The sequence below is a fragment of the Methanosarcina vacuolata Z-761 genome (genome assembly GCF_000969905.1).
GTDB lineage: Archaea > Halobacteriota > Methanosarcinia > Methanosarcinales > Methanosarcinaceae > Methanosarcina > Methanosarcina vacuolata.
Genome location: NZ_CP009520.1, coordinates 185812 through 201154, shown reverse-complemented (window position 1 = coordinate 201154; position 15343 = coordinate 185812). Strand labels below are relative to the sequence as shown.

Sequence of the window (15343 nt, the reverse complement as noted above, 5' to 3'; positions counted from 1 at the left end):
TTTGTATTTGGTTAAGGAATATGCCAAAGTCAAAATAACTATTGCAATTATCTATGCATCTCGATTTACATTTTTATGCATCTCGATTTACATTTATAGGTTTACAGAAGTGGAAATAAAAATAACATATTTCTTATAGATTGTATCTTAACCGAATATAAATAGAGCTGATCTAAAAACTTAAAATCGCTTCATTTCATCTCGTATCATAGAGAAATAAAAAGCTTCGGCTCATTAAAATATTTCTGAATTTTTTTTGATTTAAAAACAAACTTGATTTTGATATGGGCCAGATAAGTATTTTTTTGGATAGGCTTGTAACTGGCGGCGTTCAAAAGTTCAGTAAGGCCTGTGGATATGGCGCCTAAGAATATTGGTCGTGTCCGTGAGTTATTGAGAAAATCTGAAAAACAGGCACGTTGCCAACCATAAGGAAAAAATATACATGCATTTCAGTACTTATCGTTTTCAGGAACTTGTAGATGTGATCGGATTTTTGTAAACCGAATTTTGTAAACCGAATTTTGTAAACCGAATTTTCCCTTTAATTCACGCTTCCCGAGCTCATTCCCCTGCTGACTTCACAACACGATTAAGTATAAAAAAGCACTGAGAGTCCTTTGCACAAAATCTGTGAAGAAAAACACGAAGGGAGAACCTCAGAATCCCTTCAATCAATTTTTTAAGATTTTACTTTATGGAAGCTACCAGCAGACTGTTCTTTTATGTAAGCCAGACTATTTTCACAAGCACTTCTTATTCCCAGACCAGCCAGGATTTGGAAATAAAATTAGTTTTGGATGAACTCATAGACATCTCAATCTGGATTGAACCACCTTGATGAGCTCATCCATAAATTAAGGTATTGTATTTACCGCGGCTTTGCCAATTCACCTTTACCTTTACATTCCTTGATGACATCGGAAAAGTTTGTGTATTCCCGGTCTGAACAAGACTCGAGAATGTTTATCACTTCACTACGAGCATTAAGTTTTTTAGCTTCCTCTACGAGTTGATTCCTTGTTGCAGGGAACTTTACATCTCTAAAAGCTTGCATAACATTCTGAATACCTTTGAATTCCTGGAGAACATCCGAAGAGCTGTGGTATTCCTTGTCTGGAATGTTTTCAATAGCTTGTATTACTTCGTTACGGGCATTAAGACTTTTAGCTTTATCAATAAGTTGCCATTTCGTAACAGGATATTTCATATCTTGAAAAGCTTGTAAAGCTTTCTGAATCGCATTATGTACTTCAGTAGCACTTTCCTGCATTTGATTTTTCCCCCGTATATTGGTTTGTTTTCTGTGGACGTATTTTTCTGTAGACGTATATCGGTCTGTTTTCTGTGGAATTTGTGGAGTTTGTCCACTTTCAACATTTTGATAAATTTGATACAATTTTACATATACATCTGTTTGATTTATAATTCTTTTACGCGCCAATGAAGGTGATTTCAAATTGTATCAACAAGGAGATTGTATTTATCTAATATAATATCTAGAGAAATATAAATAAGAAACCGATATAAATTAAATGTTGAGGTTATTCAGTCAACGTTATCATATATTTACTCAACAAATAGTATATTTCCAAAAAATCTCCTACTTTTTAGATGTACATATAAAAACAGAACAGTCTTACTAAACAGAACAGTCTTACTAAACAGAACAGTCTTACTAAACAGAACAGTCTTACTAAACAGAACAGTCTTACTAAACGGAACAGTCTTACTAAACAGAACAGTCTTACTAAATATAACAATAAGTTGAAATTTTACATACCCTTGTTTCTCTGATTGATACCCAATATTCCATCAGAAAGAATTCATAATCAATAGGAAAAATGATGGCACTAATTAGAAAGATCAAAAATCAAAAACTAATAAAAAGTATCTAGTGTCGTGAAAATTAAGTTATGAACCACCTGAATAAACGCAGAATTTCTTTACTCAAGGAACTTGATAATATAGGTTTGCTATGAGTACCTATGCCCTTTAATGTTTCACAATTAAATTTTCATGGCACCAGTTTCTTCTCGCCCACACATTTAAATCAAGCTATTTCTCACAAAATTTTGCATTCATCTATGAATTTTGTTATTTCCCGATCTGCTGTTCTACAGCTAATAAAAAAAGGTTTTTTCGTAATTATGAGAGTAAGATCAGATTTTCCATCCCATTCAAAACTTCCAATAATCCCTTTTCCCGAAAGTTCTCCTTTGTTTCCCGGTGGAACGTCAATGCCGTAGTCTTGAAGCTTTTTCTTCATGCACTCAAACGTATCAAGTGTAATACCAGATACCTTCACAGGCTCACAACTATTCCTCCACATCTGTGCTTGAGCAGATCCAAGAGAAAAAACTAAACACATCAACAGTAGAGAAACTATCAATTTGAGATTCATTCCATACCCCCTGGACGAACTTGTTCATTTGATTCAACTGAACATACTGATTCAAGAATATAAAACTGATTAACATAAAAATTGAGTATAGAAGATTAATATAACTGACATTCCGACCCCCTGTCAAATTGGGACAACAATCACTGGATAGTAGCCATTTTGCTAGATTATTATAATTATACTTTTGTGAGTTGAAATTATACAAAAGTATCAAAAATTGAAATGTGTAATATAATGGCTTAATATAATAGATTAATAATATATCCCCGCTTATAAATAATTGCTCTTTATTAAAAACATGGAGCTTAGATACTATTCGAAGAGCGCTTGACCTACAAAACCTTAACAATCGGCAATACGCATGATAGGAAAGAATACACGATATTATAAACCTATTATAACTATTACAAAAGCCATTATTGACTTTTTGGATAGACTCTTAATACACCTGGAAGAAGAACCGAAAAAGGTATTAAGAGATTCAGGAGACCCTTTTTTTAAATTGAGATATTACGCTCCGGAGAAATTCTTATATAGAAGTGCTTGCATTAAGAATAGGAAATACGCACAAAGGTAACGTGCTCAGGAATACAACTAATAAAAATTCATAGAAATTCATATCATTAAAAGGAGATTAAAGCTTGGCAGCACAACCGATCTTTATTTTAAGAGAAGGCAGCAAGAGAACTCATGGTTCCGATGCCCAGCACAACAATATTATGGCCGCAAAGGCAGTTGCTGAAGCAGTAAGAACCACTCTTGGACCCAAGGGTATGGACAAGATGCTTGTAGACTCCATGGGTGATGTTGTTATCACCAATGACGGAGCAACAATCCTCAAAGAAATGGACATCGAGCACCCAGGTGCAAAGATGATCGTAGAAGTAGCCAAGACCCAGGATGCAGAAGTCGGAGATGGGACCACCACCGCAGCCGTACTTGCAGGGGAATTCTTGACAAAAGCAGAAGACCTGCTGGAAAGCGGAGTCCACCCAACAGTCATTGCAAGTGGCTACAGGCTTGCATCAGATCAGGCTACAAAGATATTAGAGACAATCACTATCAGTGCATCTCCTGAAGATACCGAAACTCTAGAAAAACTCGCATCCACAGCCATAACAGGAAAGGGTGCAGAGGCTAACAAGGAACATCTTTCCAGGCTTGCAGTCGAGGCCGTTAAGTCGGTTGCTGAGAAAAGCGAAGATGGAAAAATCACTGTGGACATCGAGGATATCAAAGTCGAGAAGAGACCCGGCGGAAGCATCAAGGACTCTGAGATTGTTGAGGGTGTAATTGTCGACAAAGAACGTGTCCACCCAGCCATGCCAGAAGTAGTGGAGAACGCAAAAGTCCTGCTCTTAAGCGTACCAATTGAGCTCAAGAAAACCGAGACTAAAGCCGAAATAAAGATCACCACTCCTGACCAGATGCAGCTCTTCTTAGACCAGGAAGAAGCAATGCTCAAGGAAATTGTGGACAAGGTAATCAGGACAGGCGCAAACGTTGTCTTCTGCCAGAAAGGAATCGATGACCTTGCTCAGTATTACCTGACAAAAGCAGGGATCTTTGGCATGCGCAGGGTGAAGAAGAGCGACATGGATAAACTTTCCCGTGCAACTGACGCAAAAATTATCACCAGCCTTGACGAAATTGAGGAATCTGACCTTGGCTATGCAGGGCTTGTAGAGGAAAAAGACGTTACAGGCTCAAGGATGACATTCGTTACAGGTTGCAAGGACAGCAAAGCTACCTCAATTCTTCTGCGCGGCGGAACCGAGCATGTCGTGGAAGGAATTGAAAGAGCACTCGAAGACGCTCTCAGAGTAGTGGGCGTTGCTCTCGAAGACCAGAAGATCGTTGTGGGTGGCGGCTCTCCAGAAATAGAACTGTCCCTCAGGCTCAAGGAATACGCAGCAACCCTTAAAGGCAGGGAGCAGCTTGCTGTAATGAAATTCGCCGAGTCTCTCGAGATTATTCCCAGTACCCTTGCAGAAAATGCAGGACTTGACCCAATCGATATGCTTGTAGAAATGCGCTCCCAGCACGAGAAAGGAAACAAGCGTGCCGGACTCAATGTTTACACCGGCAAGATCGAGGACATGTTCGAAAATAACGTTGTCGAACCTCTCAGGATCAAGACCCAGGCAATCAATGCAGCCACCGAAGCCGCAATTATGATTCTCAGAATCGATGATGTAATTGCCTCGTCCAGTCCAGCCAAAATGGGTGGTCCGGGAGCAATGCCAGGCGGCGGAATGCCTGAAGATATGATGTAAATTTGAAGTATAAATCCAGGAGTGCCGAAAATTTTCAGCATTCCTGAAACTTTCTTTTTTAATTTCAGGACAGTTATTTAGAAGAGTTTTCAAATCTTTTTTAAATCATTTAGGAAACAAATCATAACTTCAGGGTTTCCAAAACCAAAAAAATCTAAAAAATTCAAAAAAGACGTTTTTGAGTTTATATACTGAATGATACTGAATTGCTAAAGTGAAAGGTGAATTGGGTTCTTCGCCATTCCCTATGGATAAGATGATTTTCAATTCAAGGCCGCATTGGTTTTTATGGGGACATTATGAGGATAGCCACACAAAACAACGAAGAGCCGAAAATTGTTATCTGGCTTCATAGCAAGAAATTTCCCTGGCGTCTACCAGGACTGGTTTCCCAAGCTCGCTTGAAATAACATTTCTTACCCTTGCCATACACCTGCACTGAAGCTGGATACGGGCTGACATAGCTTCTCGTTCTTCAATGTAGAAATCGTTCGAACTGACAATGGAATGAACCGAGATCTGCTTCTGTACAACCTTTGCTATGAGACCCTGAGTCCCATTCGTGAGATCCTGAAGGCTGGTGGAGGTCAGGAGAACGCTATCTCCTGCATTGAGCCCGAGTACTCCTACGAAGTTTTGAGGACTCCGAATCTCAAGAGTCCTGAGATTGTGTTTCTTCAAGACCTCGATAAGAGAATCAGCAATTCCTGTTAACGCGATGTACTCCATGGGATCACCCGTACATTGGGAACTCCTTCTTTACTTCTCCTTTCTGCTCTGAAGTCTGAACATCTTCAGCAAGCCTCTGGAGTTCGACCTCTATGCGTTCAGCTTGCTCTATAAGCCGAACTGTACTTATTGAAAGCCCATATAGCTCGTTTAAAACTTCGACAACAGCAGAAGCAGCTCTTGGGTCAGGGTTCTGGGTCCTGGTAGCACCAAGCAGGCTAAATGCAGGAATTCCACGCAGCAGACATTCAGCCATTACACTACCTGAAATCCCGGAGATAGTTCCCATCTGGAAAACTTCTACTTTTTCCTTAATTTTATTCAGCATCTCCGGGGTGGTGGCTGCCCCAAAGACTTTATGCCCTCCGTCCATTATGGCAATTCCTGCAATGGAAGCAATTTCTCTTACGTTAATAGACTCAGCCCAGTCCACCAGAGCATTACTAACATCGTAGGAGACAGTGTGACTGATTGGGATATCGGAAATTACAACAATCAGGTTATGTTCCACGCTTTCATAAATCCTCACAGGCATATTTATAAGCCCCTCGTAAAGTACTGCAATCGAGGGGAAATACCTTGATTCAATAGAGCCAATGTATTCCATTTTCAATTCTTCTATCATATGTTGACTTGCAATATTCCCCACAAGTCCGATTCCGGGAAAACCTTCAATCAAAACAGGATTTTTTGACTGCACAGGTTTGGTAATAATCTTCACGTCGTTGTTGTCATAATCTGTATTTGACAAGTAACCACCTCAGAGAAATACAACCCCTATGATTATATCTGAGCTAATCCTAGATAAACAAGATTCTCAGCAGTCCGATCTACGTTAACCCCTGAACGCATATAATAAGAAATATACAATGAACCCGAGGCTCTGACCACCGAACTCTCTTTTTGATAAAAAGAGAATCTTTTTAATATATATCTTTTCTCCTGATAGAGAAAAATAACTCTGATAAAGAAAGATAATAAATTCAAATCTTCACTTTCAACTTTAAAACTTAACAGAAACCTGATTCGATAAAAAACGCAAACGAAAAAAACATAATACACAAGAAAAACAGTAAAAGAAAACAGTAAAAGAGTTCATGGAAAGAAACATCCGAATATGGGAAAACATTTCATATAAAAAACATCCGGACACAGGAAGAGAGCTAATCGAAAGAAACATCCGGATACAGTAAAAGAGCTAATCGAAAGAAACATCCGGATACAGTAAAAGAGCTAATCGAAAGAAAAATTCGAACACAGGAAGAGAAAAATCATGGAAAAATCTATTCTCTATTTTGACAGTGTAGGAGAGTCAAATACAGACGCCGTTATTACAGCAGCAGCGACAAGAGCGGCAGAACTTCAAATATCCCATATTGTGGTGGCAAGCACCAGCGGAAAAACCGCACTAAAAATGGCAGAGGCTGTAAAGGGCAGCGGCATAAAAGTTATTGGAATAAGCCACCAGTACGGGCAGAATAAGAAAGGCGAATGGGAAGTAGAAGAGGAATACAAAAAGAAACTTGAAGACCTTGGGGCGGTAATAACAACTCAATCACATATATTCTCAGGAGTCGAGCGCTCAATCACAAAAAAATTCGGGGGATTTTCCAGAGTAGAAGTCGTTTCGGACACCCTCAGATCTCTCTTCGGAAAAGGCTTCAAGGTAGCCATTGAGGTCGCAGTTATGGCAGCCGACTCAGGCCATATCCCGGTTTCCGACAACACAGAGATCATAGCGATAGGAGGCACAAGGCATGGTGCAGACGTAGCCCTAGTACTCAGGCCAGCCCACAGCGGAGATTTCTTCTCTCTTCAGGTTCGTGAGATTATTGCCATGCCGCGAGCTAAAGAAGATTAAGATGAGAAAAAGAAAAGAAAAAGAAAAGAAAAAACAAGGAAAAAACAAGAAAAAACAGGGGAAACATAAATCCTTGATACAGGTGATTCAGCTCTTCATTTGAGATCGATGAGGAAGCTCAGGTGATTTACTAGAATTACCCTGGCTTCTCGCTATTCCCCAAAGATAAATATATCTGAGAGACATCTATAACGCCGGCATGTCAGCAATATTTGAAATACTCGACAAGGATGCAGGCGGAAGGATAGGAAGGCTCAGGACTCCCCATGGGACTATTGAGACGCCTACCGTTATGCCTGTGATTAATCCAAATATTCAGCTTATTCCCCCGAAAGAAATGCGAAACTTCGGGGCAGAGATTCTGATTACTAATTCTTACATTATTTACCGCAAGGAAGAACTGAAAAGTGTCGCCCTGGAAAAAGGGCTGCATGGACTTCTGGGTTTTGATGGTCCCATTATGACGGATTCGGGTTCTTTCCAGCTTTCTGTATATGGGTCCGTCGAAGTTACGAATGAGGAAATTCTCGGGTTCCAGCAAAAGATAGGAAGCGACATTATTGTTCCGCTGGATATCCCTACGCCCCCTGATGTCCACTACCGACGGGCTGAAGAAGAACTTGCAATCACAGCTGAACGCCTTGAAGCGGCACGCAAGTTTATCCAGGGCGAGCAGCTTCTTGCAGGGCCAGTTCAGGGTTCAACATATCCTGAATTGAGGGAAAAAGCTGCTTCCCACCTGAAAGACCTTAATTTTGAAGTTTACCCGCTTGGAGCAGTTGTCCCGCTCATGGAAGCCTACCGTTATGCGGAACTTGTTGATGTGATTGCTGCGTCTAAAAAAGGGCTCTCTCCAGCTTCTCCGGTCCATCTTTTTGGAGCAGGCCACCCAATGATGTTTGCCCTTGCAGTAGCAATGGGCTGTGACCTTTTTGATTCGGCAGCCTATGCTCTTTACGCCAAGGACGGGCGCTATATTACTGTGAATGGAACTTACCACGTTGAAAAGCTGAACTATCTGCCCTGTTCCTGTCCGGTCTGTTCAAAGTACACGGCAGAAGAATTGAAAAAAGCCGACAACAGGGAAGAGCTTCTTGGAAGGCACAACCTTTACGCGACCTTTGCTGAAATCCGGCTGATTAAGCAGTGCATAAAAGATGGGAAATTGCTCGAACTTGTGGAGCAGCGCTGTCGTGCCCATCCAAAACTTCTGGATGGACTGAAGAAGCTTTACACTCACTCTTCCTGGCTTGAACAGCTTGATCCGGCTACAAAAGGCACCTTCTTCTACTGCGGACCTGAGTCCTCCTCCCGCCCCGAAGTCATGCGTTTTGGAAAACGGCTGGATAGGTTCAGCCTGCAAGGCTCGGTAATTATTAGGACAGGGCCAATAAAAGGAGAGAAAGATTACGACCAGATTCTTACTTTCAAAGCACCTTTTGGAGCGTTTCCTACCGAAATGGAAGAAGTGTATCCTTTCAATGCTGAAGTTCCAAAATTCCCGGATTACGAATCACTCAATACAGCTCTTTCAAACACTCTTAAACTGATGGACCTGAACCCTGAAGCCGAGTTTACTTTTATTTGCGAGGAGGAATTCAAGCACCCTCTAATTGAAGAAATAACAAAAAGGGCAAAACTGGTATACAGGAAAGATTGGAAAAAAGAATAAATATACAGGAAAAATTGGAAAAAAATAAATTTTGGGTAGCCGATTAAGAGTACCGGATACTTTTAGTTCCTGATCCCTTGAAATCCTTAAATCTACTGGCAATCAAAATGTGCCTCAAAAGAGATAAAAAGAAAACTTTTTTGAGGTGCAAACCTTTATAGAATTACCTGCAAAGAATCCTCTAAACAGGAAAAGAGCTGAAATACAAAGCTCTATACAAAAACTTTCGTACAAACCAGAAAAGTATAGGTGAAACTATTGTCCCTTACAGCAAGAATCGGTGAGCTTAGTCCTTATCTGCGGCTGTTGAGACCCGAACTCTACTACATGGACCTTACCCTGCCTGCCTCAAGCGCAATCCTTGCTTCCTACCTGGCGACCGGAGGACTTCCTGAGCTTATTCCCTTTATTATCGCGGTAATAGGTGGCTTTGCAGCCATTACAAGCTCATACGTTTTCAATGACTGCTGTGATATAGACATTGACACGATCAACCTGCCTGGCCGTCCCTTACCCTCTTCGAGAGTGTCAAAAAGTTCTGCGCTTGCTTATACCATCTTTTTATTAGTAATTGCGGGAGCAGCAGCCACTTACCTGAACCCTGAGTCTCTCGTAACCCTTATTATTGCGGCTTCAGTTATCACAATATATTCAATTTTTGCAAAAAGGAATACTTTCCTCAGTTTTTTGCCAGTAGGTATTTCTTACGGACTCGTACCCGTGGGTATCTGGCTTGCCTTTGACCCTGCAGGAATCCTGAAAGGCAGCGATGGGGTAATCCTTCCTTTACCAGCTATTTGTTTCGGGCTAATGATTTGCGTTACGGACTGGGCTTTTACCCTCGGAGGAGTTTCCAGAGATGTGGAAGGGGACAGAATGAAAGGTGCTCCAACGATGCCCGTAACCTTTGGAATCCCTTTCACTGCCAGATTCGTTACTTTCTGGTGGATTGTAGGAGTCATCGCTTCACTAATCATAGGCTGGTCGGCTCGTCTTGGACCTGTATACTTTGCAGGAGCTCTTACTTCAGGACTCTGGATGCTTACTCAGTGTCTCGATTTTATCAAACATCCTACCCCGGAGAGAGGTGGCAGGCTCTTTCTTAATGGTTCAAATTATAGGGCAATTATGTTTGGATCAATGATTTTTGACGTAGTGCTGTGCATTTATGCAGGGGGCTACACCTCCATTCTCTGGTAAAACAGGTAGAAAAAAAATGGACGCGGATATTATCGTAATAGGGGCATCTCCTGCAGGACTGATGGCTGCAAGGAACGCCTGTGAGAAAGGAGCAGCGGTCCTTTTGCTGGAAAAAAAAGAAGAAATAGGGCATCTTCCCCATCCTGCAAACTCTTTTTTTAAGGGGATGCTCGATAAATGCGGAGAAAAGGTAGACCCTTCTTATGTCCTGCATTATCTCAAAGGCATGAAGATTATTTCCCCGTCAGGAAGGGCAGTCGAAGTTGAAACTACTGGATACGCTATTGATAAAACGGCTTTCGACAAGTTTTATGCAAAGAAAATAATGAAAACCGGCGTAGATATTCGAACAGGAGTGAAAGTACAGAATATTCAGAAGGAAGGAGATAAATTTACTGTCAACACTTCTGCCGGAGTATTTACCTCAAAACTGGTTATTATCTCCGACGGCATAAATTCAAAAATGGCTTCCCTTGTGGGCCTGAAAACAATGAAACATCCCGAAGATATTGCCTGGGGAATTGAACTGGATATTAAAAGTCCCGGACTTGGGAAACCAGAGATGTTTGAGTATTATGTAGGGAATCATGCCCCAGGCTGGAAAACTACATACTCTCCAAGAGGAGGAGATAATGCCGCAATCGGAGCCTATGTGCGCCGGTGCGGAACTGATGCAACGCCTTACCTTAATGCCTGGGTTGAAAATTTCAAAAAGCTTAAAGGGCTCGACGAGCTTGAAGTTGTAAGAAAACTGTCAGGAGGAGACCCTATTGTGACCATTCCAGGTGACTACATAACCGACGGGATAATGGTCGTTGGCGGGGCAGCAGGTCAGTCGGGAATAGGTTATGCAATGAGGGCAGGCCAGATATGTGGAGATGTCGCTGCAGACGCCATAAGCAAAGGAGATGTCTCAAAATCTGCCCTGTTGGCTTACCGGAAGAACTGGGAAAAAGAGTTTCTGGCCGAACACTACCTGGGCCGAATAGGGCTTGAGACTCTAAGAAAAATGACGGACAGGGAAATTGATGAGATGACTACGGTCTTCGAAAAGGAGGACCTCTCGTTTATTCATGGAAGTTCAGTTGAGCAGGCTATGCAGGTTTTTGCGTTCATGCTAAAGAAAAAACCCTCTGCGATCTTAAAGTTCAGGGCACTCCTCAGGAATAAATAAACTGAAATTTAAAAGAGCAAAAGAGAACGAACCGATATGGACATTATCAAATGTCAGGTGCAGGAACAATATGCAATACGATTTCTATAAAAGCCCTCTTTTTAGAGTTTATGCCGAGATCGAAGACGGACACATGAGGATGAAAACCAGCGGGGCTGCGTCCATCCTTATGAGAAAAACTCTTGAGAAAAACCTCTCAATTTTTGAAGGCGAAAAGCCTGCAAAGGTCGAAGCCGACAGGCTCATCTGTTCAACCTGGATGCCCCCGGTGCCAAGTAAGGGCTTTGATCGCCTGGTAAAAAGCCAGCTTTCTTTTATTCTGGGAAAAATGATTCCGGACCAGGTAACTATTTCTATCACCGAAGAATGCCCTAACAACTGTATTCACTGTGCCTTGCCTGACACGAAAAATAGGAAAAAGCTTGCCTCTGATATTGTAAAATCTACGATCGACCAGGTGCTCGAAATGGGCACAACTTTTGTTATTTTTGACGGAGGGGAACCTCTAACCTATCCTGGACTTGAAGACCTGATAAGATATGTAGACCCTGAAAAAGCCATTACAGGCATGTTTACCTCAGGGGTGGGGCTGACCGAAGAGCGAGCCAGAAGACTGAAAGAGGCAGGCCTTTATTCTCTTACCGTCAGTTTTGACAGCCCGTATGAAGATAAACACGATTATGTAAGAGGCAGGAAAGGAGTTTTTAATAGTGCGGTAGAAGCCGTCAAAAACGGCCTTAAGGCAGGACTGCTTGTGAATATATATGTAGTACTTTCCAGGGACAATGTGAATGAGCTTGAAGAACTGTATGTTCTTGCATCCGAGCTTGGAGTCCATGAACTCTCCTTCTACGAAATAGTTCCTACGGGCAGGTGGATGGACCACGCCTCTGAAATCATGACTCCAAAGGACCTGAGAAAATTTGAGAATTTCGTATCCGGAGCCAGGGAGAAAGAAGGTCCCAGAATCTTCCCTATCCCGCAGGTTATGAAGACCACAGGCTGTATGGCAGGCCGAAAATGGCTCCATATTACCCCGGAAGGGAATATTCTGCCCTGTGCCTGTATCCCAATCCCCTATGGGAACGTCCATAGGGACAGGATAAAGGATGTCTGGAAAAAGATCAGGAAAGACCCTGCATATAATGCAAAGTGCTGCCTTATGAGGAATCCCGAGTTCAGGGAGAAGTACCTGAAGCTTTCAGAGTAAACCAAGAACAAGTGAAGGTTTTAAGGTAATTTGGGGCAGTGTTCCAATTTACCTATAAAATTAGAAATTTTAATAAGTTTCTTGTTTGAAAATCCAATAACAAGAGTACTAAATTATGCTCAATATACAAAAATTTGACTTTGAATTTTCAGTAAATTCTGGATACTGTCTCCACGTACCAAAGACCTGTAATTATATTAACTTCAAAAATAGGCCTGAACTTCATTGGAATGAAATTAACAAATCGATCGTATCTGCTGCTGTGAGAACCTTCGTTCCATCAAAGGTTACAAGTCCATTATTCATGAAAAGCTCATACGAACTAAATATGATAAAGTTCGTATTTTAGGGTGAATTTCATAAAAATTCATTTCTGATATACTTTGGAATCGATACACTAGATTCGGCAGGTCGACATTTCATTTTCGATAATTTTTGATGATGGCGATTTTGAAATGGTGCTTCCTAATTGTGTGCAGTTGTGAGGTTTACATATGATCCAAATATAATCTACCATACTAAACTTTAATGGAAAAACGATCCAGTGTTTATATGTGTCATTGGAGTTGAGCCACACGTTAACCATCTTTAAATTTAATATGTACTTATCAAATGTTCAAAAACGATTATCAAGAAAAATCTTCAAATTCCTTATGTTGACCTGCCGAATCTAGGTTTTATATTGACAAATCTTCTTGAATATTTTAACTTTTGGTTATTGTCCATAGATTTACATGCCTATCCTGAGATTTTTTGCAACGGAAACAAAACTTTTATATTGTATTGTGACTATAGGTAATAATTGTGACTTTAAGTAATTAAAACGAATGAGATTCAGTGATGAGATTGTCAATAAAGGAAATGAAAAAACAAGAAAAAGAGCGAAGACGCAACTACATCCTAGATGCAGCTGAAAAACTGTTCTTCTCCAGAGGTTTTGATAATGTTTCGATGGACGACGTTGCTAACGAAGTTGAGCTAAGTAAAGCAGCACTTTACCTCTACTTCAAAGACAAGGAGTCACTTTTCTTTTCAATAGTCCTGCGAGGAGCAAGAATCCTAAATGCCATGATCGAGGAAGAAATTAAAAATTGCAAAAACGGTGTCGAAATACTGGATGCGATTGGAGCAGTATACTTTGAGTTCGTCAATAAGTACCCGGATTATAATCGGGCATACCTTTATTTTCGTTCAGGAAGGTTCGCCATCGAGGATGTTGAAGATGTAAACGAAATAGCAAAGGAGATTCTCAACCTGCGTCAGGAAACTTTTGACATAACGTGTAATGCAATAAAATCAGGAATCGATGAAGGATTAATCCGACGTAATATGAATCCTGTGGAAGTGACCATTCTCTTAACTATGATTTTGAAAGGTATCACAGAAATGCGCTCTGATTTCAAAACAGTACTGGAAAAACAAGGGATAGGTCAATACCGATTTTATGAGGATGTTACAGGTTTCATGCACCGTTTGCTTATGAACACAGGAAGAGAAGAAAAAAATGAAAAATGATGAGGCGAACAAGTAAAAAAGCAGGCTTCATGAAATTTATTACTGTATTGTTTATTTTTTAGTGAAAACAAATGAAGGTTGAATCAAATGCAGGAATCTAAAAATTTCATAAATTCAAGTGGAATAAACATTCAGGAAAGAAAATCCAGTAAAATGGCTGAGGGAATTGCACTTCACAGAGCCTTAGAGTCCCAAAAGCCAGAAAACGAACGTATCTGTTATGATCCTTATGCCATATATTTTATCAGCCCAGAGACACTCGAACCATTCAGTGATCCTCAAAAAGCAAAGGCATCACACGAATATTTTGAGCGTATTTTACCAGGATTCACCAATTCTGTTAGAGCTAGAGTCAGATATTTTGATGATTTTATTAAGAAATCAATAGATGAAGGAATGCTTGAGCAATTGGTTATTCTGGGCGCGGGATATGACACCAGAGCATACCGGATTGAAGGCATAAAAGAGAAAATCAAAGTGTTTGAAGTAGACCATCCGAATACTCAGAAAGCAAAAATTGAAAAAATTAAAGAGATATTCGGTTTTATGCCAGATTATGTTGTGTATGTTCCTGTTAATTTTGAGACCGAAGAATTTGGTGAACGGCTGCTAGCACAGGGATACAATAAGCTGCTGAAAACTCTCTTTATCATGGAAGGACTTGTTATGTATATTCCTCCCAAAGCTGTTGACAAAACTCTGGCTTTTATTGTAAAGAATTCAGGAAAAGGCAGTACTATTCTTTTAGATTACTTTCCGGAATCCGTAATTGATGGGAGCTGCATGCTGGATGTGGGAAAGAATATGAGAGAGTATGCGGCAAAGCGAGGAGAGCCTTTTAAATTCGGGATTAAGGAGGGAACAGTGAAGACTTTCCTTTCAGAAAGGGGATTTTCTCAAATTACTAATGTTACTGCTGACGGTTACAAGAAAATGTATTTTCATGGAGCAAATAAAGACAAGGAAGTGTGCAGTCTAATGTCATTTGTTCATGCAGTGAAAGAATAATAAGCGGATGTGCAGCCTTCAAATTCACACTATAAATGCTGTTTTATTTGTAACATGCAATAAATGTTTTTTGAGTATCCTCTTCAAATTGTATGGGTAAAAGTAAATTTCATGTATTTGCTGAAAATTTATGAATTTTATCAAGTATGAGAAACAACATCAAGCGATGCACCCAACTTTATAACTAGATGATAAAATTGTGGTATATTTATTGAGTTGGAAAATTTTCCATTGAATTTGAAGAGGATACCAGAAAAGCTTTCAGCTTTTCTCTATGAATGTTTTATCCCAAAA

Annotated in this window: 12 protein-coding genes; 8 read left to right on the top strand and 4 right to left on the bottom strand. The window is 40.4% G+C overall.

Going from position 1 to position 15343, the window contains the following annotated elements:
- Nucleotides 1–871 precede the first annotated feature (871 nt).
- Together MSVAZ_RS01010 and MSVAZ_RS01005 are read right to left on the bottom strand one after the other, a co-directional pair.
- A complete protein-coding gene (locus MSVAZ_RS01010; protein WP_232316167.1) occupies nucleotides 872–1459 on the bottom strand; it encodes a DUF2795 domain-containing protein in 588 nt (195 codons plus the stop codon).
- A 606-nt stretch (nucleotides 1460–2065) separates the two neighbouring features.
- On the bottom strand, nucleotides 2066–2404 hold the full coding sequence (locus tag MSVAZ_RS01005) for a hypothetical protein (protein ID WP_084626039.1): 339 nt from the start codon (nucleotides 2402–2404) through the stop codon (nucleotides 2066–2068).
- 641 nt (nucleotides 2405–3045) lie between these two features.
- Between MSVAZ_RS01005 and thsA the strand changes: the two genes are divergently transcribed.
- A complete protein-coding gene (thsA, locus tag MSVAZ_RS01000) occupies nucleotides 3046–4680 on the top strand; it encodes a thermosome subunit alpha (RefSeq protein WP_048116909.1) in 1635 nt (544 codons plus the stop codon).
- A 339-nt stretch (nucleotides 4681–5019) separates the two neighbouring features.
- Here the strand turns inward: thsA and MSVAZ_RS00995 are convergent, their stop codons facing one another.
- Together MSVAZ_RS00995 and MSVAZ_RS00990 are read right to left on the bottom strand one after the other, a co-directional pair.
- On the bottom strand, nucleotides 5020–5409 hold the full coding sequence (locus MSVAZ_RS00995; RefSeq protein ID WP_048116907.1) for a DUF473 domain-containing protein: 390 nt from the start codon (nucleotides 5407–5409) through the stop codon (nucleotides 5020–5022).
- Nucleotides 5410–5413: 4 nt separating this feature from the next.
- A complete protein-coding gene (locus tag MSVAZ_RS00990; RefSeq protein WP_048116904.1) occupies nucleotides 5414–6160 on the bottom strand; it encodes a proteasome assembly chaperone family protein in 747 nt (248 codons plus the stop codon).
- A gap of 522 nt (nucleotides 6161–6682) precedes the next feature.
- Here MSVAZ_RS00990 and MSVAZ_RS00985 point away from each other — a divergent pair.
- From MSVAZ_RS00985 to MSVAZ_RS00955, 7 genes are all read left to right on the top strand, one after another.
- Nucleotides 6683–7270, top strand: coding sequence for a pyruvate kinase alpha/beta domain-containing protein (locus MSVAZ_RS00985; RefSeq protein ID WP_048116901.1), 588 nt, complete (start codon nucleotides 6683–6685; stop codon nucleotides 7268–7270).
- 199 nt (nucleotides 7271–7469) lie between these two features.
- On the top strand, nucleotides 7470–8942 hold the full coding sequence (gene tgtA / locus MSVAZ_RS00980; RefSeq protein WP_048116898.1) for a tRNA guanosine(15) transglycosylase TgtA: 1473 nt from the start codon (nucleotides 7470–7472) through the stop codon (nucleotides 8940–8942).
- A gap of 258 nt (nucleotides 8943–9200) precedes the next feature.
- On the top strand, nucleotides 9201–10142 hold the full coding sequence (locus MSVAZ_RS00975) for a UbiA prenyltransferase family protein (RefSeq protein ID WP_048116895.1): 942 nt from the start codon (nucleotides 9201–9203) through the stop codon (nucleotides 10140–10142).
- A 16-nt stretch (nucleotides 10143–10158) separates the two neighbouring features.
- Nucleotides 10159–11316 (top strand): NAD(P)/FAD-dependent oxidoreductase, encoded by a 1158-nt coding sequence (locus MSVAZ_RS00970; RefSeq protein WP_048116893.1) that lies wholly within the window; start codon nucleotides 10159–10161, stop codon nucleotides 11314–11316.
- A gap of 70 nt (nucleotides 11317–11386) precedes the next feature.
- Nucleotides 11387–12526, top strand: a complete 1140-nt coding sequence (locus tag MSVAZ_RS00965) for a radical SAM protein (RefSeq protein ID WP_048116883.1) — start codon at nucleotides 11387–11389, stop codon at nucleotides 12524–12526.
- 861 nt (nucleotides 12527–13387) lie between these two features.
- Nucleotides 13388–14041, top strand: a complete 654-nt coding sequence (locus MSVAZ_RS00960) for a TetR/AcrR family transcriptional regulator (RefSeq protein WP_052727840.1) — start codon at nucleotides 13388–13390, stop codon at nucleotides 14039–14041.
- Nucleotides 14042–14128: 87 nt separating this feature from the next.
- Complete coding sequence (locus MSVAZ_RS00955; protein WP_048116882.1) at nucleotides 14129–15049, top strand: class I SAM-dependent methyltransferase; 921 nt, start codon at nucleotides 14129–14131, stop codon at nucleotides 15047–15049.
- Nucleotides 15050–15343: the final 294 nt, after the last annotated feature.